At 47.7% G+C, this 25,561-nt stretch carries 8 protein-coding genes; 4 read left to right on the top strand and 4 right to left on the bottom strand.

What is annotated here, in order from left to right:
• Positions 1-27: 27 nt before the first annotated feature.
• The 3 genes from A3EU_RS0122355 (at position 28) to A3EU_RS0122340 (ending at position 18,806) form a co-directional block, all read left to right on the top strand.
• On the top strand, positions 28-6,567 hold the full coding sequence (locus A3EU_RS0122355; protein WP_020538438.1) for a T9SS type A sorting domain-containing protein: 6,540 nt from the start codon (positions 28-30) through the stop codon (positions 6,565-6,567).
• A gap of 640 nt (positions 6,568-7,207) precedes the next feature.
• Positions 7,208-12,622, top strand: a complete 5,415-nt coding sequence (locus A3EU_RS0122350) for a T9SS type A sorting domain-containing protein (protein WP_020538437.1) — start codon at positions 7,208-7,210, stop codon at positions 12,620-12,622.
• A 682-nt stretch (positions 12,623-13,304) separates the two neighbouring features.
• The gene (locus A3EU_RS0122340) at positions 13,305-18,806 is read left to right on the top strand and encodes a T9SS type A sorting domain-containing protein (RefSeq protein ID WP_026211535.1); all 5,502 of its coding nucleotides are present in this window, start codon (positions 13,305-13,307) and stop codon (positions 18,804-18,806) included.
• Positions 18,807-19,047: 241 nt separating this feature from the next.
• Here the strand turns inward: A3EU_RS0122340 and A3EU_RS0122335 are convergent, their stop codons facing one another.
• Entirely contained in the window at positions 19,048-19,584 is a 537-nt protein-coding gene (locus A3EU_RS0122335; protein ID WP_020538434.1) for an ExbD/TolR family protein, read from the bottom strand.
• Positions 19,585-19,606: 22 nt separating this feature from the next.
• On the opposite strand from A3EU_RS0122335, the gene A3EU_RS0122330 reads away from it, so the two are divergent.
• A complete protein-coding gene (locus A3EU_RS0122330; RefSeq protein ID WP_020538433.1) occupies positions 19,607-20,293 on the top strand; it encodes a CopD family protein in 687 nt (228 codons plus the stop codon).
• 27 nt (positions 20,294-20,320) lie between these two features.
• Here the strand turns inward: A3EU_RS0122330 and A3EU_RS31435 are convergent, their stop codons facing one another.
• The 3 genes from A3EU_RS31435 to carB all read right to left on the bottom strand — a co-directional run bounded on the left by A3EU_RS31435 (position 20,321) and on the right by carB (position 25,561).
• Positions 20,321-21,328, bottom strand: coding sequence for a sensor histidine kinase (locus tag A3EU_RS31435; protein ID WP_052331326.1), 1,008 nt, complete (start codon positions 21,326-21,328; stop codon positions 20,321-20,323).
• Positions 21,329-21,330: 2 nt separating this feature from the next.
• On the bottom strand, positions 21,331-22,464 hold the full coding sequence (locus A3EU_RS0122320; RefSeq protein WP_020538431.1) for an FIST signal transduction protein: 1,134 nt from the start codon (positions 22,462-22,464) through the stop codon (positions 21,331-21,333).
• A gap of 280 nt (positions 22,465-22,744) precedes the next feature.
• Complete coding sequence (gene carB, locus A3EU_RS0122315; RefSeq protein WP_020538430.1) at positions 22,745-25,561, bottom strand: carbamoyl-phosphate synthase large subunit; 2,817 nt, start codon at positions 25,559-25,561, stop codon at positions 22,745-22,747.

Raw genomic sequence — 25,561 nt, 5'->3', positions numbered from 1 at the left:
TTTATCATTTTTTTCAAACCCTATTTGATGAAAAAAAACATCAACAGATTCGGACGATATTGCTCCCAATCATGCATTCCATTTCAACGATCTTTTTTAGTCTTATTCTTCTTAGCTGCAACGCTCCAGCTCAGTGCCCAACTGGCCACCTGGGATTTTGAAGGAGAGACAACTGCTGCCACTAGCATGGCTACTAACGTAACCGCTACTGCTGCTGTATTCGGCCCAAATGTCGGAAACGTTTCTTTTCCTTCGGGAAATGGCAGCACAGACTCCTACTCAGGAAATAACTGGCCCACGGGTGGTATCGCTGCCGACCGGTATCTCGAAGTTATTGTGGAAGCAGATCCGTGCTTTACGCTAAACGTCACCGGCATCAGCTTCGATGAGCGGCGTTCGGGAACTGGGCCTGCTACCCTTTTTGTCATTTGGTCAACGGTAGACGCTTTCGTCCCTAATTCGGGGTATGGAGGCAGTGTTGATACACCAATCCCCGACAATACAAGCTGGCGTACGCAGACCTTTATGCAGCCCTTAAGCAATTCTAAAATAATTTTTAGAATATTTGGCTACAATGCAGAGGGAAGCACCGGCACCTGGCGTTTTGATAATATCGAAATTCAGGGCACCGTGATTGAAAATACAGAGGCTCCAGAGGTGACCTGTGCAGATTTCACTGAAACTTTCTCTTACTGTGCTGGTTTCCTTGGCCCTAACACAATTACTACTCCTACTTGGATTCTGGTTGGCGCTGATGGTGAAATCGGCTCTACAGCGGGTGGCATATTCAGTCAAACGGCCGATGTATCCGCTTGCATAAGCGATAACGACACCGACTTAGCAGACATTGAATACAGCACGATCGCCTCCTACGAGGAAGACCGTACTGATTGCTCGCTTACCATCGTCAACGAATATGCCTTCCGCGATGCCTGTGGCAACGTGGCGGACGAAACCGTGTTGGTGAAATTCCTTTTTGAAGACCCTGGCGTAGATCCCACCATAACAACCTGCCCTGCGGATCTTATCGTCGAGTGCGGCATGCCCACTGATCCTTCCGCTACAGGAACAGCTACCGCCGACGACGATTGTCCGGCTGCTCCTATTGTTGGTTTCTCCGATTCTTTCGACCCTTCTTGTGGCTCTGGAACGGGACTCATTACTCGTACCTGGACAGCCACTGACGAGTGTGGCGGCACTGCAAGTTGTGTACAATTTATAAATATCGTCGATACGACTCCCCCTAATGTAAGCTGTGCGGAGTTCACGACTTTCTTTGATGGTGGATGTTCCGCCACTTTGTCACCTAACGTACCCAGTGGTGGATTCGGTCCTATTCCCGCAGACGGTATGATTAACGTTGGTATCGGAATTGGTACCGGAGCTAGCTTTGAACTGGACCTTAACGGCTGCGTAAGCGACGACTGTACCGATGGTTTCAATGGCTTAGGAATTCGCCTCGTCAGTTCCACCATAGGCAACGCTGCATGTGGCCAAACGCTGACCAACACCTATGATATTCAAGATGCTTGCGGCAATATTTCTACAGATTTGGTGACTATCGTGGCTACTTTCGGAGATACGGATGGTCCCGAAGTGACTTGTGCTGATTTTACCGCCACCTTCGACAATTGTCCTGATGGTTTTGGCCCAAACACACCCAACGGCGAATGGCAGGATGTGCCTGACGATGGTACTTTTCTAGCCGCTTCCGGTGGCATCTTTAGTGTAGAAGTTGATCTCAACGGTTGTGTCACAGATAACTGTAGCGACCTGACGGACCTGGAATGGACCCTCGTCGATTCCTACTCTGAAGATTTCGTGGCCGGATGTTCCATCACTTTGGTGAATGAAATCGCGATCCGCGATGCTTGTGGCAATGTATCTGATGATATCATTACTACCAAAATCACCATTACTAATGAAAACAGCACTACGCCTCCAAACATTGTCTGTCCTGGCAATACCACGGTTGAATGTGGTAATTCGACGGATCCGGCCGATACAGGAACGGCTACTGCTACTACAGACTGCGGCATGGCAACGATCACTTTTAGTGACAATTTCGATCCTGGTGGCTGTGGTTCAGGCACTGGCGTAATCGCTCGTACCTGGACGGCAACCAGTCCCTGTGGAATCACCAGTACGTGTGTTCAGTCTATTACTATTGTAGATAATCTTCCTCCTAGCTTTGTGAGCTTCCCATCAGACACGAACGTGGAATGTGGTGACTCTACCGATCCGGCGGATACCGGAACGCCATCTGCTTCGGATTTTTGTGGAACGGCTGCCATAACATTCAGCGACTCCTTTGACGATTCTTGTGGCAATACGGGTACGATCAACCGTACCTGGGCAGCAACAGATGGTTGTGGAAACTCCACTAGCCAACTTCAAACTATCACCATAGTAGATAATACGCCACCCGTACTGGCGCTGAATTGTACCACCTTCGCAGAGACCTTCGAAGGTTGCCCTAGATTTATAGGCCCCAATGTACCAGGAGCTTCGTTCACCCTCAGTTCAAACGGAACGTTTCTTTCTGCTGCCGGTGGCTCCTTTATCACCGAGGTAGATCTGAACAATTGTGTAACGGAAGCCTGTGGTGATTTAGCCAACCTGTTATTAACCGTGGTGGCCTCTTACGAGGAAAATACAACGGCTTGTTCAACCACCATTATCAACGAATACTCGTTGACCGACGAATGCGGAAACGTAGCCGAAACGAACCTCTTCGTTCGCATTACGATCGAAAATACTTCGAATGCGGTGATCGTTTGTCCCGCTAATGCCGATCTCACCTGTGGCGACTCTACCGACCCGATGGATACCGGTATGGCGACTGCTACAGACCAGTGCGGTGACGTAGACGTAACCTTCAGTGATGAGATCACCATGCGCTGTAACAACGGTGCGTACGCGATCATCCGTACCTGGACGGCGGAGGGTTGTGGCGAGCCTACCTCTTGTCAGCAGCTGATTGTCCTCAGTGATGAGGAAGCTCCTATGTTCGATTTAGCCTGTCAGGTAGATCAAACCTTTACGACTGAAGATGGTGATCTCTGCCCTGCAGATGCAACTATTTCCCTCACCGAAGGCGACGAACTTACGACAAGCGACAGCTGGACTGTTGGCGGAAATGCCGTTCCTTCTTTAGCAGGCTGTGTGAGTGACAACTGTGCACTTGATGAGGAAATTATCATTACCGTAGATGATATTACCGTTAGCGGTAGCGGCACCTGTATGCGTACCATCGCCGTGACCTTCATCGCGGATGATGGTTGTGGTAACGATTCTGAGCCATTCACCCTCAACTACACCTTCCTTGACGATACGGAACCTGTATTTGACCTGGCTTGCCAGATCGACCAGACCTACTTTACGGAAGACGGTAACGTCTGCCCCGCCGACGCGACCATCTCGCTCAACGAAGGCGACGAAATCGACGTATTTACCGGATGGACAGTAGGTGGCGTTGCTATTCTGCCCCTACAAGGCTGCGTAGACGACAACTGTGCTGATGAAGCAGACCTCATTATCACGGTTGATGATATCACCGTAGTTGACGACGGCACCTGTAGCCGTGTCATCACTGTCACCTTTATTGCCGATGATGGCTGTGGTAATCTCTCTGATCCGTTTGTATGCAACTACACTTTCATCGACGATACCGGACCGGAAGTGAGCTTCAATGGTATTCCAGACGGTGGCACCTACGTCGTAGAATGCGACCTACCTTCTACTACCTGGGACCCGCTGATTGACATCGGAGAACTGACCATTACGGACAACTGCTCGGCTATCGACTTTGCTGGAATTACAGAAGTACTTACGCAATTGTATGACGGGCCTTGTACAGGCAACTTGCTTACCCGTTGGCAGCAGGTATTCACGGTGCAGGATGTATGTGGTAACACGACCGTATACACGCTCTTCACCGAAATCATCGACACCACGCCGCCAGTATTTGAAGATTCCCCTGCTGATGTGACCATTGAGTGTGATCAAACCGCTGCAATGCCGGAAATGGAAGCGTTTGATTCCTGCTCCGAGGTGATCTACAACTTCAACGAAGTACGTACCGATGGCGATTGCCCCAACAACTACACCCTCACCCGCACTTGGCTGGCTTCGGATGGTTGTGGCAACACCAGTGTAGAAACACAGATCGTGACCGTGGAAGATACCACGCCACCAGTAATTGAGTTTGTGGACGAATACGTCAGTGCCTACACACCAGGACAAGATGTGTTCATCGAGTGTTCCGAATACGGTAACATCTCCTTGATCATTGCCAGTGCGGCAGCGGCATTTGACAACTGCAGCGGTGGTGTTCCTACCTCCTATGATCTGCAGGACCTGGGTGGTTTTGACTGTGCCGAATACGGTTACTCTGGTCATCTGATCAGCACCTGGAAAGCAGCCGATGAATGTGGTAACGAAAGCGTTGCAACCATCAACTGGTTCCTCGTAGACGAAACGGCACCGGTATTCCAGGGCTTGCCCGCAGATGCTTGTGCCCCTCTTGACAACTTGCCTCCTGTGGCGGATGTACAAGCGGTGGATGACTGTGAACTGGCGACTCTTACCTTCAGTCAGTCTGACCCGATTGACTGTGATGGTGGACAGTACATCGAACGTACCTGGAGTGCTGAAGATGCTTGTGGTAACACGAACAGCTATACCCAGCGTATCAGTCTGAACGGCACCAGCGGCCCGACCATCACCATCGACTATCCAGAAATTGGGGACGTGATGGACGGTGATTTGATACAACTGCCTATTGATTGTGACCAGGACATTGCTTTCTCCGCAGCAGCGTTGGAAGATGCGATTAGCGTAGGCAGTGGTTGTGGAAGTGGAGAATCTAGCATCGAACTCAACCTCATGGACGAGGGGGATTGCCTGGAGGATGGCTACTTCGCGCGTTACCGCTTAAGCGTAACTGCGACCGATGCTTGTGGGAACACCACTAGCTTGGGCATCATGATTGACTTTGTGGATATGACGCCACCCGTGGTGAGCAGCCCGAACGAGCTGACCCTAAACTGTGGCGACGACATCCCGATGATCGAAGCGACCGATGCCTGCGGCGAAATCGCCAGCATGACCTTTGTGGACAGTGCGCCGATCGAAGTGAGCTGCTCGGCTAACCCAGTAGCTTATGATCGCACCTGGACGGTGACCGATGCTTGCGGCAACGCAATGACCTTTACTCAGAGCATCATCGTACTGGACAATGATGGACCTGTATTCAGTGGTGTACCTGCAGACATGTGTAACAATACAGGCATTGATGTAGTGGTAACCGCAGTTGATGACTGTACTGGCAACCAAGCTCAGGTCTTCCTCGAAGAAGTGATGAGTAGCGAAAGTGGTTGTGGTGAGGTACTCACCCGTACCTGGACGGCAACCGATGCTTGTGGCAACACGAGTACAGCTACCCAGCAAGTCTTCTTTGATGACAATGAAGCGCCGGAAATTGAATTCACTAGCGACCTGCTCTTTGGTTTGGAAAGTGGCGACGAACTGTTCCTCACCGTTGGCGATGGTTTTGGTGATCCAAGTGATCCGCTATTATTGACTGCCGACGATGTGACGGTGACTGATAATTGTGCCACCATCACTGCGGCAGTGCTTGTGGAAAGCACGACCTCAGGTGATTGTGCTGCTGATGGCTACATTGCGCAGTATGACTACAAGTTCATTGCCACCGATCCTTGTGGAAACACCAGCTCGGCTGCAATTACCGTCTTCTACGTGGATGGCAACGCTCCAGACTTCTTCAATATCCCTGCGGATATAGAAGTCTTCTGTACGGCTATCCCTCCAGTAGCAGACGTAACCGCCAGCGATGATTACGACGAAGCAGTAGAGGTGATCTTCTCCGAAACACAGACCGCTACGCCTGACGGTGTACTGATCACTCGCACCTGGACAGCAACGGACAAATGTGGTAACACCAACGCCGTAAGTCAGGAAATACTAGTGGTGAACAACGACATTGACGCGACCTTCAGCTTTGGTAGTTCTGTCATTGAGTGTAACAGCGACAACAACCGCCTAGGTGTAACACCTACTGGCGGCACGCCACCGTATAGCTACGAATGGCAGCTGACCTTCCCGCTGGAAGATGGCTACATTACTACTGATCCGACTCTGCCGGGTATCCTGTTCACGATGGGCTACATTACCCAGACATTTACTGTGCTGATCACTGACGCCAATGGCTGTGAGTACGCAGCATCCGTAACCGTAGTATGTGACTACTCTGGCGAAGAAGGCGACTTTACCGGCAACGGTAACAATGGCGCTATAAAGCTCAATGTTTACCCTAACCCCGTCAATGATCTACTACAAGTGAAGGCGGATGGCCTGGAAGACACACCCGTAACGGTAGCGCTATACAACCTCTTTGGTCAGGAGTTGTCTCGCACGGAGGTAGATACATGGACACAGGAAGGACTAACCATTGATACACGCCGTTTCCCTAACGGAACTTACCTGCTACGCCTCACGGCCGATGGGCACGAAGTGCAGACACGAGAAGTGGTGATTTTGCATTAACCTTTAGGGTAAACCTTATGGCAAACCTAGGCAAATTCATGAATTTGCTTTAGAAGCGCCCCGGAGCAGTGATGTTCCGGGGCGTTTTTTGTTTAGTGCGTAGGCCGTGAGGCCGAAGCCCGGGGCCGGGACGGCGCAAGGACAAGCGATGGTAACGGTATGCGCGCAATGGCTCGGCCATGAGCACATAAGAGTGAACAGCGCGGTGCCGATCCCGTCCTGACTAGAAAAGTCGGGACGGGAGATGGCATGGCCCATAAACAAAGTTATTTATGTTAAAATCTTGACTACAGTCACTTACATATAACAAAATGAATTATATTCACTAATCTGTAATTTAGCTTATCCCCAAAAACACTAACCATGACACCAGCCCATACACCCTTTCTGCTATTTAGGGCCTTTCTATTAGCCCCCTCCTCTCAAAAGAATGCGTATTTATATAACGTTTTCCTCCCCAGCTAGCATTTGCTTGTAACGTTTCTCTAGAAACAGGTATAAAAAGTAACTAAACACTATAACTGTTCAACCTGTAAAGTGGTAATCATTACGATTACACACCTTACTACGTTTTTGTATTCCAAACGTATAGACACCACATTTCTACTTAAACACACTTTTCTTAATCTAAAACTTTATTATGAAAAACTTGTATGTATTAAGCCGTGCTGCTTGGTGCTTAGTTTTGATGCTCCTGATTTCAGGCTTCGCCGAAGCACAAACCACCACACTCTCTGGCAAAAAGCTCAATACCCGTCATGCTGAGCTCAACGAAAGCTTTGCCGTCTACGAAGTATTTGAGCTGGACATTACGAAAGTACAATCGCTTACACAAAGTGGTAATGCGTTTGATTTCTCCTTACAACTTGACCAGCAAGACTGGGAGGTGTACCTGGAACACAACGACCTCCGCGGGCCAAACTACCGGGAAATAGCCATCACTGATGAAGGCCATGTGCTAATGCCTCCCCGCCCTAATATCACCTTTAAGGGGCGTACAGGAACCGCCGATACTCGTTTCACTATCACTGAAGATTACCTGATTGCCCGCTTGGTACGCGGGGATAACGTTTATTACCTGGAACCACTAAGTCGGTTAATTGACGGACTGCCCAAGAATCAGTACGTTTTTTATGAAATAAATGACATCTTGACTGACCCTGCGGTAGAATGTGTACACAATGCTGGTAAGCGTTATGCGGTACCTCACCCCGATGATCCGAAAGGCACTACCGATCCACTGAGAATGATGGCGGAATGTGTGGAAGTGGAAATGGCCACCGCTGGGGATTTTACGATGTTTACCAGATACGGTTCAGTGATGGACGTTAACGATTTCATCATCAACGTCACCAACCTGATGGAACCGCTGTATGACGATTTTAGCCTGAGTTTTGTGATCGTCGATCAATTTGTGGCGACGACTTTGGCTTCCGACCCTTTCGATGCTGCGGGAGATGAAGCCTTTGATATTCTCGATGCTTTCCGGCCGTGGGCGGGAGTGAACTTCGTCAACCATGATCTTGGCCAACTTTGGACGGCCAAGGATATCCGGGGTTGTAACGATGATGACGACGACGATGACTCTGACAATTTTGGCCTGGTTGGCTGTGCCGATGCAATCGGAGATATTTGTGGCAGTAACCGTTATAATGTATGTGAAGACTTTTCGAACTCCTCCAACTGTTTACGGGCCTTGAGTGCTCACGAGATTGGCCACGTATTTGATGGTGTCCACAGTCAAGCGAATAACACCACCATCATGTGGGGAAACATTGTTTGTGGTGCTACCACCTGGACAGCAAACAACATCACACGTATTCAGAATCATATCGACTCGCGTGATTGTCTGGCGGAGTGTGACCCTTGTGACCTGGACGATGATGCGCCAGCTATTACTTGTGGCACTTTCTCTATGATGTTTGACCGTTGCCCCACCCCATTGGGGCCCAACACACCGAATGGTAGCTGGGTAAATGTAGGTGCTGATGGTATGTTCGACGTAGCAGCCGGAGGAAGTTCGATAATGACGGTTGACCTTACTGGCTGCGTCAGCGATATGACCTCTGGTTTTGCCAATATCGACTATATGCTGGTGAATTCTTACCAAACTGGCATCTGCCCGAAATCGATCTTCAACGAATTTGTACTGCGCGATGAATGTGGTAATGTGAGCACCGACCGTATCGTTACGGAACATATTTTCTCGGAAGACGACGACCCTGACATCACCACACCGGCGATGAACATGACCGTAGAATGCGATGGCAACGGCAATACCGCCCAACTCAACGCTTGGCTTAACAGTCGGGGTGGAGCAATGGCTGATGATTGCACTGCTATCTCTTGGTCTAACAACTTCACGACACTTTCTGATGATTGTGGAGCCACAGGATCAGCCACCGTTACTTTCACTGCTACTGATGCTTGTGGGAATACCGCAACCACTATGGCTACCTTTACTATTGAAGATACGACTCCTCCAGTCATCAGTACTACACCCGGATCACTGGATGTGACCATTGAGCTGACTGACCCAGCCTTGTGCCCAACTGGCTTTGTTTCATCTACCTGCTATTTCTCCAACGATCCTGACTTCCCAATCAGTGTGGATTTGCGTATCGACGGTGTTTTTCTGGGTAACTTCTCAGGGCCTGACCCTGCCGATATTTCTGATGTCTGTGGGCTGGGCTTGGTAAGCTGCGGTTTTGCCAACTTTATCCAGGACGACTGCATCACTACATTTGATGTAATTTGGACGGCACAAGACGATTGTGGAACCAACTTCTCCGATCCATTCATACAATCCTTCACGCTACTGGACAAGGTCGCTCCTGTTTTTGACTTGAGCTGCCAGATCGACGCTATTTTCACGACCGAAGATGGTAACGTTTGCCCCGCAGATGCTACCATTTCACTCAATGAAGGCGATGAGATCGACGTCTTTACTGGCTGGACGGTAGGCGGTATTCCTATTCTTCCCCTACAGGGTTGTGTCGACGACAACTGTATTGATGAAGGCGATTTGACCATCACAGTTGATGACATCACCGTAGTTGACGACGGCACCTGTAGCCGTGTCATCACTGTCACCTTTATTGCCGATGATGGCTGTGGTAATTTCTCTGATCCGTTTGTGTGCAACTACACTTTCATCGACGATACCGGGCCGGAAGTAAGCTTTAATGGCATACCCGACATGGGCACCTCCGTCGTAGAGTGTGACCTGCCCTCTTCTACCTGGGACCCGCTGATCGAAATCGCTGATTTGACCATCACCGACAATTGCTCAGCTATTGACTTTGCGGGGATTACCGTAGAACTCACTCAGCTTTATGACGGCCCTTGTCTAGGCAATATGCTTACACGTTGGCAGCAGGTGTTTACGGTACAAGATGTGTGTGGCAACACTACTGTTTATACCCTCTTTACCGAAATTATAGACACCACGCCCCCCGTTTTCCTCTCTGAACCTAATGACATCACCATCGAGTGTGATGAGACGGCGCCAGTCCCCGAGCTCGAAGCTTTTGACTCCTGCTCTGAAGTGGTTTATGGCTTTACCGAGGTTCGTACCGACGGCGATTGCCCTTACAACTACACCCTCACACGTACCTGGACGGCCACCGATGGTTGTGGTAATAGTGATGATGTGGTACAGGTGGTTACCGTAGAGGACACCACCCCACCTGTCATTGAATTTGTTGACGAATTCGTCAGCGACTACACGCCAGGACAGGATGTCTTCATTGAGTGTTCTGAATACGGGAATATTTCCTTGATCATAGCTAGTGCAGCAGCAGCTTTTGATAATTGTAGCGGTGCTGTAGCAACGTCTTATGACTTAGAAGACTTAGGTGGCTTCGACTGTAGCGAATATGGCTACTCTGGCCACTTGATAAGCACCTGGAAAGCCTTTGACGAATGTGGCAATGGAACCATCGCTACTATCAACTGGTACCTGGTTGACGAAACGGCACCTGTATTGCAAGGAGTACCCGACGATATTTGTGCCAGCACGCTGCCGCCTGTGCCCAACGTACAAGCTGTAGATGATTGTGAATTTGCAGTACTAAGCTTCAACCAATCGGAGCCTCTAGACTGTGAAGGCGGACAATACGTAGAGCGCACCTGGACCGCTTCTGATCTTTGTGGTAACACCACCATCTCTACCCAGCGTATTACCCTTAGTGATGACAATGGCCCTGCTATTTCCTTTGACCATCCTGAAACTGGCCCTGTAGCTGATGGAGACACCGTACGGTTCCCCGTTGATTGTGATCAACCGGACGATGTTCTTTTACTTGCAGCCTTAGAAGCTGCCGTAAGTATCGAAGACGGCTGCAATGCAGGAGAGTCTTCCATTGGTTTAGAGCTATTAAGCGAAGGCGACTGCCTCGGCGAAGGCTATGTCCGGCGTTATAGCCTCAGTGTGAGTGCGACCGATGCCTGTGGCAACAGTTCCTCTTTTGGGTTGTTGATCGACCTGACTGATGAAACACCACCAGTAGTGACCAGCCCCACTGAAATCGTTCTCAATTGTGGGGAGGACATCCCGATGTTGATGGCAACCGATGCTTGTGGCACCATCGCTAGCACGACCTTTGAGGATAGCCAATCTATCATCGCAAGCTGCGCCAATGCCCCTCAAGCTTTTGAGAGAATCTGGACCGTGACCGATGCTTGTGGTAATGCGACTACATTTGCACAAAGCATCACCATCATCGACAATGAAGGCCCTGTCTTCAGTGACGTACCTGCTGATGCCTGTAACGACACCACCCTGGACGGCCAAGTGACCGCCTTTGACGAGTGTAGCGGTGCTGATGTACAAGTTTCCATGATGGAGGACATGAGTAATGAACCTGGCTGTGGACAGGTGCTCACCCGTACCTGGACGGCCACTGATGCCTGTGGCAACATGAGTACAGCTACCCAGCAGGTCTTCTTTGATGACGAGAATGATCCGACCATTATCTTCACCCATCCATTGCTCTTTGGGTTGGAAAGTGGTGATGAACTATTTATCTCCGTAGGTGGTGGCTTCGGTGACCCTGAAAATCCATTGATCTTCACTTCAGCGGATGTGGAGGTAAGCGACAACTGTGCCAGTAGCCTCACCGCTGCGGTTTCTGTAACAAGTACGGCTTCGGACGACTGTGCAGCAGATGGTTTCCTTACGGAATACCAATATGAGTTTATTGCTACCGACCCTTGTGGTAACACAGCCAAGGCCAGCCTTACGGTGTACTACATCGACAAAGGTAGCCCTGACTTCTTCAATGTACCTGACGACGTGGAAGTCTTCTGTGATGCGGTACCGCCTGTAGCGGAAATTATCGTTAGCGATGACTATGATGAGGATGTAGAAGTTGTCTTCAGCGAAACCATGACAGCAACACCGGAGGGTGTGCTCATTACCCGTACCTGGACCGCCACCGACGATTGTGGCAATACCAGCCAAGCTCAGCAGGAGATACTAGTGGTTGACAATACCCTCAGCGCTGAGTTTGTCATTGATGGCGACCCTGTCATCTGTAATTCTGATGACAACTTGCTAGGAGTGGTTATCAGCGGAGGCACACCTCCTTACAGTTACGAATGGCAGCTGACCTTCCCACTGGAAGATGGTTATATTACTTCTGACCCCAGCCACTCGCAGATTCTTTATACTATGGGCTTCATCACCCAAACATTTACGGTGGTCGTAAAGGATGCCAATGGTTGCCAACTTACCCAGTCGGTTACTATCGTTTGTGACTACTCTGGAGAAGAGCAATTAACGAGCGGCGGCGATAGCCCAACAGTAATGAATGTTTACCCGAACCCTGTGAGTGAACGCTTGCGTGTAAAGGCTGGCGGATTCGGTGAGCAACCTGTTACAGTAGGCATCTACAGCCTCTTCGGCCAAGTGATGTTCCAGAAAGAACTGAACTACTGGCCACAAGAAGGCTACGAGATTGATACTCAAAGGTTGCCAAGTGGCACTTACCTCATTAAGCTGGAAACAGAGGGCCTTGACACTATGATTCAGCAAGTGGTAGTACTGCACTAGACAGTGCGGGGTGCTTGAATTAGATTGAAAGACGCCTCGGAACAGTGATGTTCCGGGGCGTCTTTTTTAGAGGCATTCCTCTTCCATTTTTGCGAACAATATTTTTAGCATCCAGAAGCTTGCGATCTTTCAAACAACAACAATTTACTTGACGCAAATCAATTTATCAAAATTAAAATATGTACATATCCTTTTACAATTTACATATTATCGAATTTTAATTGTAAATTGACGCCAAGTAGTCTGACGATAAATATTATCGTACCCCCTTTCAATAAGCGGCTTGTCCCCCACAAGCAGCTTTGATGAGTTTAAAACTGTGCTTTCATCTTCCTCCCCTTGTATTTTAAACATTGCTGTCTTACACATTAGCCAACTCACTTAAGAGCTGTCTTTCAATCACTTACCCTTAGTTTAAGTAGTTTGAACGAATATTACTCCCGAGTGAAAATTAATGATCATTTCGTCAAGCAAGACTTTTGCTGACACTATATCGTGTACGAGCTAAAGTTCGTAACAGCTTAGCTTTTTTGCATTAAAAAATCACTAAAAAAAATTACGCAGTTATTGTTCCCACAATGACCTAGGTGAGTATTGCCTAATAACTAAATAAAGCGGACCCTAAATCTTGAAATAAAAACACTTTTTTACTATTAACACAAACGCACACAATTAAAATATTATGAACACACAAAGACTAGCTCGGCTACAGCTGATGCCTCTATGCGGTATTGCTATTAAACAATTACTCTCTATCCTTTACTTGCCAGCAATACTTTTACTACTAGCCAGCAATGCTTTATTCGCACAACAAAATTGCAACACTCCTACAGACCCTGTCACGAGTTGTAACATCATGTATTGCGATGGCAGCAACTGTGATGACTTGGTCCCTGCAGATGGTGTTTCTACATGTACCTCCTGTATGCCATGTGGAGTAGCTGCTCCTCCTAGTGACCGCTATGCTTGTGCTATCGTAGAACTAGACCTTACCGGCACACCAGAATATGCCGCCGACCCTACCCTTGCGGGTTGTGAGTTGGAATTAGAAACCCAGGAAAACGGTAATTTCGACTTTTACATCCAAGATGGTTCCATCAACTGTGGAACCCCTGATTTCCAGATAGGCGATGGAGCAATGATTCCTATTGGCGTGGTCACTGCTGGCATGGTAGAATTAATTGTCTGTAAAACCGGCGGTTCAGGCCGGCGTGACCTTAATATCCTACTGAGTTGCTGTACCCCAGCAGCTACTTGTCAAAATTTACCTGATATTGATGAAGAAGGTTGTGATATCCCCACTGGCTTTACGGACTATAACGATGTATTCTCTAACGTAGAATCATGTGGTGCTACCATCACCATGGATTTTGTCGACAATGGAGATGCCGAAGTTTGTGGAGGTTTCGGAAATGGTGGCCCTACTGGTCCATTTGATAATGATGGTGCTGATTTTGTTCGCACTTACACCCTCTATTTTGATGGTGTTCCTTTTGCTACTTGCCCACAGAACATCATCATTGAAGACGTTACACCACCGACCATTACCTGCCCGCCCAATGCAATGGTAGAATGTGGCATGCCAATAGATCCTGCTGCCACTGGTAGCGGCACGGCCATGGATGCTTGTGGACCGGCGACAGTTACCTTTAGTGATAGTTCTACGCCTGGTTGTGGAGGCACCGAAACCATCATTCGCACATGGACAGCGACAGACAACTGTGGTAATGCTAGCAGCTGTACGCAAACTATCAATGTAGTAGATACTACACCACCTGACGTTACCTGCGCGGATTTCACAGCTACTTTCGAAGGTTGTCCAGGTTCTTTAGGCGCCAATACGCCTACTGGCGAGTGGTTCCCTATAGGCATAGATGGTGGATTTACCGCTGCTTCCGGTGGTTCCTTTACCCAGTTTATAGACCTGAGCAATTGCGTAAGTGACGAATGCAGCGACCTGGCTAATCTGGAATATACGCTACTTGATTCTTACGAAGAAAACCGTACCAGTTGTTCGGTAACCCTAATCAACGAGTTCTCGGTAAGAGATGAATGTGGAAACATTGCTGATGACCCAATAACTACCCGTTTCACGATTCAGAATACCTCACAAGCGTCAATTGTCTGCCCCGCAAACGTTACTGTAGAATGCGGTGACTCTACCGATCCTGCCGATACGGGAATGGCAACCGCTTCTGATGCTTGTGGAGCAGTTACTACTGTTTTCAACGACCAATTCACACCTGGTTGTGGCAATACTGGTACGATTACCCGTACTTGGACGGCCAACGCTGACTGTGGCAGTCCCGCCACTTGCACCCAGATCATAACCATTGTAGACACCACACCACCAACCATCGTATGCCCGCCCAACGCAACGGTAGAATGTGGCATGCCAATAGATCCTGCTGCCACTGGTAGCGGTACGGCCATGGATGCTTGTGGGCCGGCGACAGTTACCTTTAGTGATAGTTCTACGCCTGGTTGTGGAGGCACCGAAACCATCATTCGCACATGGACAGCGACAGACAACTGTGGTAACTCAAGCAGCTGTACGCAAACTATCAATGTAGTAGATACTACACCACCAACCATCGTATGCCCGCCTAACGCAACGGTAGAATGTGGCATGCCGACAGATCCTAACGCTACCGGCGTAGCGACTGGTTCTGATGCTTGTGGCGGAGTAGCAATCACCTTTGCTGACTTCTCGGCTCCCGGCTGTGGTAACACCGAAACGATTACGCGCACTTGGACAGCGACAGATGATTGTGGCACCTCAAGTACTTGTACACAGACTATCACTGTTGTGGATACCACGCCACCAACGATTGTATGCCCACCCAACGTAACAGTAGAATGCGGTATGCCAACAGACCCTGCTGCCACTGGTAGCGGTACGGCCATGGATGCTTGTGGACCGGCGACTGTTACCTTTAGTGATAGTTCTACGCCTGGTTGTGGAGGTACAGAAACCATAACTCGCACCTGGACAGCTACCGACGCTTGTGGTAACCCAAGCAGCTGTACGCAGACTATCACTGTTGTGGATACTACGCCACCAACGGTTGTATGCTCACCCAACGTAACAATAGAATGCGGCATGCCAACAGCCCCTAATGCAACGGGCACGGCGACCGGTACGGATATCTGTGGAGGCGTAGCAATCACCTTCAACGACAGTTTCGCAGCAGCTTGTGGCAATACTGGCACAATCACTCGCACCTGGACAGCTACTGATGACTGTGGCAACCCAAGCACTTGTACACAGACTATTACTATCGTAGACACGACGCCCCCTGTCATAACTGGGCCTTTGGCCGATGGTGCCACCATGAACGTAGAATGTAATCTACGTGATCCTAACTGGACACCATTCATGGTAACTACCGATGACTTAACCATCACAGATAACTGTTCGGCACGACCGGACATTACCGTTACTTACGAAGATATCCTCGAAGAAGAAGGCGAATGTGGCGTTTCTGACTTCCTCAGTCTCTGGCGCTGTGTATGGACAGCTACCGATGAATGTGGCAACACTACAACTTATACCCTTTTCCTACGTATTGTGGATACACAAGGACCTGTATTTACTTTCTTCCCTGCTAATACGGGGATTGAATGTGATGAAGAGGTGCCCTTCCAACAAGCTACTGCCGAAGACGCCTGTTCAGAAGTAGAAATCTCTTTTATTGACAGCCGCATCAATGGCGATTGTGCAAACAACTATACTATCCGCCGCCGCTGGACGGCAGTAGACGGTTGTGGAAACCCTACCGTTCAGGATCAGTTTATCACTGTTTCAGATACCACTCCGCCAGTACTTGCCTTCACAGACGAATATGTTAATGGCTATACGGATGGTCAGGAAGTGTACGTCGATTGTGGCGATTATAGTAAAATCACGAAACTACGCTACGCAGTATCTGCTTTTGACAACTGTAGCGGTGAACGCGAGGTTGATTTCGAATACGAAGATTTCGGGCTATTTAGCTGTGCTGAGTATGGCTACATCGGTCATCTTGTGACACGTTGGACAGCCACTGACGACTGTGGTAATACTAGTTCGGTGACCCTTTATTGGTTCCTTACAGATACCACACCACCAGCCCTGCAAGGTATTCCGGAAGACGCTTGTGTAAACAGCCTCCCTCCTGTACCGAATGTACAAGCGGTTGACGATTGTGAGTTTGCCGTCTTGGAGTTCAGCCAGTCTGATCCTATCGATTGTGCAGGTGGCCAGTACGTCGAGCGTACCTGGACAGCAACGGATGTTTGTGGAAACACCACCAGCGCTACCCAGCGACTAACCCTCAGCAATGGCGATGGACCTACCATCAATATTGATTATCCCGGCTTAACAGGTTTACCAAGCGGCAGTACCGTGCAGCTTCCAGCCGAATGTACTGAAGAAGGCGACTTACAAGTACCTGACTTTGTCGCGGTTGTCAATGTGGGAGATGGTTGTGGGAACACCGATGTACGTGCCGACTTACAACTTTTAAGCACCGGGGACTGCCTTAGCACTGGCTACCTGGCGCGTTATCAATTGATCGTAACTGCGTTGGATCTCTGTGATAATGTGTCGGAATACGAGTTATTTATTGAATTTATTGACAGCACCCCACCCACAGCAATAGGCCCAGCAGAATTGGTACTCTCTTGCGGAGAGGCTATTCCTGAGATATCAGCAACCGATGGCTGTGGTCAGGTCGCCAGTATCACCTTCGTAGACTCACAGCCTATCGAAGTAAGTTGTGCGGGTAATCCGCAAAACTTCGAACGTATCTGGACTATTACGGATGTTTGTGACAATAGTAGCATTTTTGCGCAAAGCATCACGATCATCGATGATGAAGGACCATTGCTCCGGAATGTTCCCGAAGATACTTGTAACGATGAAAGTATTCCACTTCCAGTTACCGCTTTCGATGAATGTAGCGGATTGGAAGTAGATGTTGTGTTTAATGAAACAACAACTAACGAACCTGACTGTGGCCAAGTGCTTACCCGCACCTGGACAGCTACCGATGCTTGTGGGAACACATCTACCGCCACTCAGCAAGTATTCTTCAACGACGATACAGCACCTGTATTGAGCTTTGACCATCCGCTACTAGTGGGCCTCGAAGATGGTGACGAGTTGATCTTACCCGTTGATTTTGACTTCGGAAATCCACAGGATATTTACGATTTTGGAGACAGCGCTATAGCTATTGATGACAACTGTGCCAGCAACCTGGAAGCAGTGTTAGGTATGGCTTTCCTCGACAACGAAGGAGATTGTGCCGAAACTGGTTACCTCGCCGAAATCAATCTGACTTGGACTGTGACTGATCCTTGTGGAAATAGTGCCGAAATAAGTATCCTCCTCATTTATGTGGACACTTACGGGCCCGAAATCTTCCATGTTCCAGCTAACTTGGTATTGTATTGTGACGATCCGGTTCCTGCACCAGCAGAAGTATTCCTCAAAGACAACTATGATCAAGATATCACTTTGATCTTTGAAGAAGAAGAGTTGACCACAGACTTTGGACTACGCATTATCCGTCGCTGGACAGCGATTGATGATTGTGGTAACACGACTGTTGCAGAACAATACATTGATATCTATGGAAATACACTGGAATGTGAATTTGATATTCCGGAAGAGATTTTCTGTAATTCTAGTGGCAACGAGATTGGTGTTATTGCCACCGGCGGCACTGCACCATATACCTACAGTTGGGAAATGACAGACTGTGATGGATTCATTACTTCTGACCCGACGAATAGCACCATCACTTACACAGTGGGTTATACCACACAGAACTTCTCTGTCACGATTACAGATGCCAATGCTTGCCAGAGGGTCTGTACGACTAGTGTTGTATGTGAAAAGCTGGAGGATGCGAACTTCCCGAGCCTTATGGGCAGTGAAGAAGAGATTCAATTCAATACATACCCTAACCCCGTAGATCGGAATCTTCGAGTAAAAGCTCCAGTTTTGGCAGAACAGCCTACTTCCATCAGTATCTACAGCCTTTACGGTCAGGTGATGTTCCAAAAAGATCTAGCCTACTGGCCACAAGAAGGTTACGATATTGACATGCAGGCTTTGCCTAATGGCACTTACCTTATCAAGCTGGAAACAGAAGGTCTTGATCCGATGATTCAGCAGGTAGTGGTACTGCACTGATAGGCAAGACGATAAAGATAACGTAACGTATCTATTACGAAGCGCCCTGAAACAGAGACTGTTTCGGGGCGCTTTTTTGTTTAGTGCGCAGGCCGTAAGGCCGAAGCGCGGGGCCGGGACGGACCAAAGACAAGGGATGGCAACGGTATGCGCGCAATGGCTCTGCCATGAGCACATAAAAGTGAACAGCCCGGTGCCGACCGCAGGGATGGCATGGCCCATACTAATGTTACTTCTTGTATTAAAACTCCGTCGGCTCTGCCTCTGAGATGACCAGGGGTATGGCACTGCGAATATCCTTTTGATGCTCGATGGGCAAGCTTTCATAATGCTGCTGGTAATAACGTTGGGCAGCTTCCTCCCACAGCTCTTGGTAGGCTCCTTTGAGTTCGTTGTAAACCAGTAAGTAGCTATCAAAACTGGTCGCACGATCATTGATGAGGGAGAGCACAGCTTTGTTGGAGGCTTCGGCCAGCTTTGTGTTGGCTTGTGGGTTCATGATGAAGGTTTTTACCCGTTCACGAACATCCTCAAGCGCAATCTCTTCGTCGCGTAGCATAAGCTGGTTATTAGCATTGATCGAGATCCGCATCAGGTTGCGCTCCTTGATGGGCACAGGTTCGTACGTCATGTCCCACGGCGGTAATTTTACCAAAATGCCTTTATCTGACATAATGGTAGTGGTAACTAAAAAGAAAATGAGGAGGAGGAAAGCGATGTCAGCCATGCTTCCGGCATTTACTTCCGGAGCGGCTCGTCTGGCAATGGTTCTTTTCATGACAGGTAAGATTGTGTGAATAATGTCAAATGCTTACCTGGTAGTTTATGTATACCTAGAACAGATGACGCCTTTGCTAAAAATGGTGCTTACCTTTATGTTTGTACATAAAAAATCGGAGAAATATATGGACGCCAATTTCTTTTTCAAAGCCCTGCACGTAGTCGGTTTCGTTTCCTGGTTTGCTGGCCTTTTCTATTTGGTGCGCATTTTTGTATACCTGGTGGAAGCTGACGAGCGCGAAGAACCCGCTCGTGGCACCCTGACCGAACAGTTTCAGGCAATGGCTTGGCGTGTGTATAAAATCATTTGTAATCCGGCCATGATGATCACTTGGACGGCTGGGCTTTTGATGCTGGGACTGGATTTGGCAGGTGTGACCTCTTATGCTTACTTTTCAACGGGAACGCCGGGCTGGCTGCATCTCAAATTGCTGCTATTGGTACTACTTACTGCTTATCATCTTTATTGCAAAAAACTTATCATTAGAATGGACGCCGGAGAGCGGCCGCTTTCCGCTTGGCAGTTTAGGATGTTCAACGAAGTACCCACCCTGTTTTTGGTAAGTATCTCTTTTATCGCCGTTTATGGTAAGGTGGGGAGGCTCAATTACATTTATTTATTACTAGGAGTGGCCCTTTTTGCCGGCTTGGTGTACCGAGGTGCTGTTGCTTATCGTAAACGACGTGCTTTACCCCCCAAAGAGTAAGCTGAACTTTCGACATTTCCCTTTAGGCTAATTCGGCTCATCGAGTGCCTTAAGCTCCTTTGTTTCCGTTTGGTCTTTCAAGGTAAAGACGAAACACGTTCCTCCTGTACTAACAGGTTCAAAATGGATATCGCCCTGGTGCATTTTAACCACCTTCCGGCAGATTGAAAGACCAATACCCATGCCATTGGTTTTCTGTTTATCCAGGCGTTGGAAAGGTGAAAATATTTTTTCCTGAAACTGCTCTTCTATGCCAATACCATTGTCTGCCAACCTAAACAACCAATGTGTGCCCTCTTGTTTACAGGAAATTTTGATCACAGGGTCTTGTGCAGACCTGAATTTTATCCCATTGGAAATTAAGTTTTGAAAAAGCTGTACTAGGCCAATCTCATTCCCGCAGATGGTTGGTAAGTCATCACTGATGATCGTAACCTGATGATCGGCTATCTCTGTTTTAAGGTTAGCTTTTACTATCGTTACTACCCTGTTCAAATCCGCATTAACAAAAGTGTCGATTTGATTGCTCACTTTTGCGTACTCTAGCAGCGCATCAATAACGCCATTCATCTGTATGACGCCATCTACAATAAAGTCTACAAACTCATTTCCTCTTTCATCGAGTAGCTCTGCATATCGCTTTTTAATCAGTTGCGAAAAGCTGGCAATGGTACGCAATGGGCTTTTCAAGTCATGGGAGGCGACGTAAGAAAACTCTTCTAGCTCCTTATAAGAGTGTTCTAATTTTTGAATATTATCGGCTAAAAGCAAGGATTTTTTTTCAATTAAGGATTTTTGCTGAGAGAGTTGCTCATTTGCCTCTTTTATAATGAGTTGTTTCCTTTCTAAATCTGCGATGGTTGCATTAAGAATATTAACAACTATCAATTTATCTTTTTCAATACGCTTCATTTTAAACTCCTGACGCTGAAATTCTTTCTGAAGTTTTCTGAGTCCTATTTCTAAAATATTCCGCTCCTCTTCACTAACTGCCTTTAACGAATCAACACTTAGTAATAACTCTTGTATCATCATTACTATTTTTCTTTTAGGATAACTAAAGCACAGGTTTCATTATGAAACTCGTATCGTCCTGCCCCATCATCACCAAACTCTCCATAGGATAAAAAGCCAATCATTGGTTGCCCCCATAAGTCATAAATACCTTTTATTTCATCTTCTAGCATAGGTCCAAAAGCACCATGCCGGCCTTTACAGGAAAATAAAATCAAGCCCTCTGCTTCAGGGGTATTTTTCTGTAACTCTCCAAACTCTTCAATGGTCTGGTCAATAATTTCAAATCCAGGTGAATTAGAAAACTGAAATTGTTCCCCTTCTATTACGCCTCCTGCCAACGTCAAGGACCCTTCTTTTTCATTTACAAGAATTGGAGAACGCAATATTGACGTCCCTTCCCCTCTAAGAATTTGAAGTGGGTAATTGGTTTGAATAGAAATCAATGGATCACTTATCAGACGGTCTTTAGATATACCAAAATAACGAATAAAGACATCGTAGGCACGTTCCCCATTAATAGTGTAAATTACATTTCCTACAGCCTTGGTTATCGTATTCACTCCTCCAACAGGAGCCCAACCACTTCTAGCTAAACCTTTAACTATAAGTTTATCGGTATCTAACACCAGTGCCACCAGCCCTTGATCGGTCAAACGATGATTAGTGAACACCGTCGTACTTCTCATTTCCAAATCATCGCCAGCTAGCCCTCCGTATGTTGGTAAATCTCGCCCCGCTCCTGTTCGGATGCCCTTAATGATTTGTTCAGCATCAACGGCCAAACCACCGGACATAATAATCAGTGCTGGATTTTTATATTCCTGTATTGCTCTCTTAGCAAGCTTTGCAGAAGCCTCATAGACTTCTCCCTCTAGGTAATCTTCATGCAACAACTGATAATAAGCCGTATTAACTTTAAATAACAGCACAGAAATAGCCCCCTCGTAAAGCACTGCATCTACAATTTCTCCAGCGGTACTACAACCAACAAGGTCAATATTCGCTCCAACAAAAACAGCTCTCACTGCCTCAATATTTTGCTGCTTAGAACAAAAGACTACAGCTAGGTTAGGTTGGAATTCATTCTCCTGACAGGAGGTCAAAGAAGCTTTTAATTGGTCTATCGAGTTACTTTGGAAAGAATGAGTTTTCACAATAGGGATAATTTAACTTGTTTTCTACCAATATTACCGGCGAACAAAAAATCGATTGATTTCAGCATCTAACTTACACAGGAAATTCTCTTTACTGATTCAACCTAGCAGTAACTTAAATGTAACAATAAATTCTGTATGTCAATTAACATGACAAACAGTGCAAACTCCCTACGAACTCAATAGTTGGAGTGTAACCCAAACTAAAACAGGGTATCAATTACTCTTTTTATGGAGCAACTGACACCCTGTTTCTTAAAAGTATCATTACCTTACTCGCTTACCGCGTCAGATACATGTACCGCTGACGATCCAATTCTCTAAAGAAAGGATCGGTCAAGTCTTTAATAAAGTGGATAGCCTCTCCAGTGGATTTCATCTCTGGGCCTAACTGCTTATCCACATTAGGGAATTTATCAAAACTAAAGACAGGCACCTTAATGGCAAACCCGCTAGGGCGTGCATGAATGTGATAATCCTTGAGTTTCTTCACACCCATCATCACCTCTGTAGCAATTTTCAGGTAAGGCACCTGGTATGCTTTGGCAATAAAGGGAGTCGTACGTGAAGCCCGAGGGTTGGCCTCGATGACGTAGACCTTCTCATCCTTGATCGCAAACTGAATATTGATTAAACCACGAGTATTGAGCGCCTTGGCTAGCTGCTCTGTGATTTCTACCATTTTATTCACTACCTCTACCGAAAGGCTGTAAGTTGGCAATACCGCTGCCGAGTCCCCTGAGTGGACACCCGCTGGCTCGATGTGCTCCATGATACCCATGACGTGAACCTCATCACCGTCGCAAATTGCATCCACTTCGGCTTCTTTCGCTCGGTCCAGGAAGTGATCTACCAGTACCCGGTTATCGGGCATATGCTTAAAGATATGCAGTACATGACGCTCCAACTCCTCGTCGTTGATCACAATACGCATATCCTGGCCGCCGAGTACATAGCTCGGGCGTACCAGTACCGGATAGCCTACTTCATTGGCCACCTCCAATGCCTGGTCGGCATCATCAGCTACGCCGTAATCGGGATAAGGAATCTCTAGTTCTTTCAATAGGTCAGAGAAAGCTCCGCGATCTTCAGCCAGGTCCATGCTGGTATAGTCTGTACCAATGATCTTGATACCTTTTTTGTGCAAGGTCTCTGCCAGTTTCAGGGCAGTTTGCCCACCCAACTGAACAATGACGCCTTCTGGTTCTTCCAGTTCAATGATTTCCTCCAGGTGCTCCCAGTAAACGGGCTCGAAGTAAAGTTTATCGGCAACATCAAAATCAGTAGACACGGTCTCTGGGTTACAATTCACCATAATGGCTTCGTAACCTGCTTCTTTGATCGCCATCAGACCATGCACACAGCAATAGTCAAACTCGATACCCTGCCCGATCCGATTGGGGCCGGAACCCAGTACAATGATTTTCTTTTTATCGCTGGGGATACTCTCGTTTTCTCCATCGAAAGTACTGTAGAAGTAGGGTGTTTGAGCTTCAAACTCGGCAGCACAGGTGTCTACCATTTTGTAGGTACGACGTACGTCAAGCGTTTTGCGGTGTCGTGTCACCTGTTCTTCTCCCACCCTTAGTACCCAAGCGATCTGAGCATCGGAGTAGCCTACCTCCTTCAGTTCACGCATGAAGCTCTCAGGAATATCTTCAGCTACATTGAAACGCATGAGGCGTTCTTCCATCTCTACCAACCGCTTAATCTGCTGAAGAAACCAAGGGTCGATCTTAGTGAGTTTATGGATAGTTTTGCTAGGTACCCCAAGGCGCATGGCATCTTTAAGGCGGAAAATTCTGTCGTCACTTACTTTTTCTAAACGCGTAAGGATATCTTCCGTCCTGATCCATTCTTTTTTATCAGCTCCCAGGCCTGCACGCCCTTGTTCAAGGCTTTGGCAAGCTTTCTGTAAAGCTTCCAGGAAGTTTCGGCCAATGCCCATCACCTCTCCTACTGACTTCATTTGTAGGCCCAACTCATGATCTGCGCCAGGGAACTTGGCGAAGTTCCAGCGTGGCATCTTCACGATGACATAATCGAGCGTAGGCTCAAAATAAGCGGAGGTGGTTTTGGTAATCTGATTTTTCAGTTCATCCAGTGTATAACCAAGGGCCAGCTTGGCTGCAATTTTTGCAATAGGATACCCGGTAGCTTTACTCGCCAATGCAGAAGAACGACTAACCCGTGGATTGATTTCGATCACAATCAGCTCCTCCGTTTCAGGATTTTGCGAAAATTGGATATTACATCCTCCTGCAAAATTACCCAGGGAGCGCATCGCCTGAATAGCCTGATCACGCATTTCCTGGTAAGCTGTATCTGAAAGCGTCATCGCCGGTGCTACCGTGATAGAATCACCAGTATGAATACCCATTGGGTCCAGGTTTTCTACCGTACAAATGATCACCACATTATCAGCAGCATCGCGCAAAAGCTCCAACTCAAACTCTTTCCACCCCAGAACGGCTTTCTCTACCAGTACTTCATGCGTAGGGCTCATGTTCAAGCCGTGACGCAACTTGGCATCAAATTCATCTGCTGTGTGTACAAAACCACCACCAGTACCACCCAATGTATAAGAAGGGCGAATTACCAAGGGGTAGCCAATTTTCTGGGCAGCTTCTTTACCTTCCAGAAAAGAATTGGCGATAAAGGAGGGGGCAACCCCTAAACCAATATCAATCATGTGCTGTCGGAAGGCTTCGCGGTTTTCGGCCAACTCAATGGCTTCCAGGTCAACACCAATTAATTTAACGTTGTATTTTTCCCACAGCCCTACTTTTCCCGCTTCGATAGCCAGGTTAAGAGCTGTTTGTCCACCCATTGTAGGCAACACAGCGTCTATCTGGCGTTCCCGCAAAATATGCTCAAGGCTTTCTACCGTAAGGGGTAACAAATGGATATGATCCGCCGTCACCGGATCAGTCATGATCGTTGCGGGGTTGCTGTTGATCAAGGTTACTTCGATACCCTCTTCCCGCAGCGAACGCGAAGCTTGGGTACCAGAATAATCAAACTCGCAAGCTTGACCAATAATAATAGGACCACTCCCAATGATGAGAACGGAACGAATTGACTGATCTTTTGGCAT

The sequence above is a fragment of the Lewinella cohaerens DSM 23179 genome, from assembly GCF_000379805.1.
Taxonomy (GTDB): Bacteria; Bacteroidota; Bacteroidia; order Chitinophagales; family Saprospiraceae; genus Lewinella; species Lewinella cohaerens.
Note: the sequence above shows the minus strand (reverse complement) of the source record. Positions and strands in the feature narration are given on the sequence as shown.

Coding starts and splice junctions, on each gene's coding strand:
- A3EU_RS0122335 (WP_020538434.1), bottom strand. CDS start 19,584: ATGAAAAGAACCATTGCCAGACGAGCCGCTCCGGAAGTAAATGCCGGA.
- A3EU_RS0122330 (WP_020538433.1), top strand. CDS start 19,607: ATGTCAAATGCTTACCTGGTAGTTTATGTATACCTAGAACAGATGACG.
- A3EU_RS0122355 (WP_020538438.1), top strand. CDS start 28: ATGAAAAAAAACATCAACAGATTCGGACGATATTGCTCCCAATCATGC.
- carB (WP_020538430.1), bottom strand. CDS start 25,561: ATGCCAAAAGATCAGTCAATTCGTTCCGTTCTCATCATTGGGAGTGGT.
- A3EU_RS0122340 (WP_026211535.1), top strand. CDS start 13,305: ATGAACACACAAAGACTAGCTCGGCTACAGCTGATGCCTCTATGCGGT.
- A3EU_RS31435 (WP_052331326.1), bottom strand. CDS start 21,328: ATGATGATACAAGAGTTATTACTAAGTGTTGATTCGTTAAAGGCAGTT.
- A3EU_RS0122350 (WP_020538437.1), top strand. CDS start 7,208: ATGAAAAACTTGTATGTATTAAGCCGTGCTGCTTGGTGCTTAGTTTTG.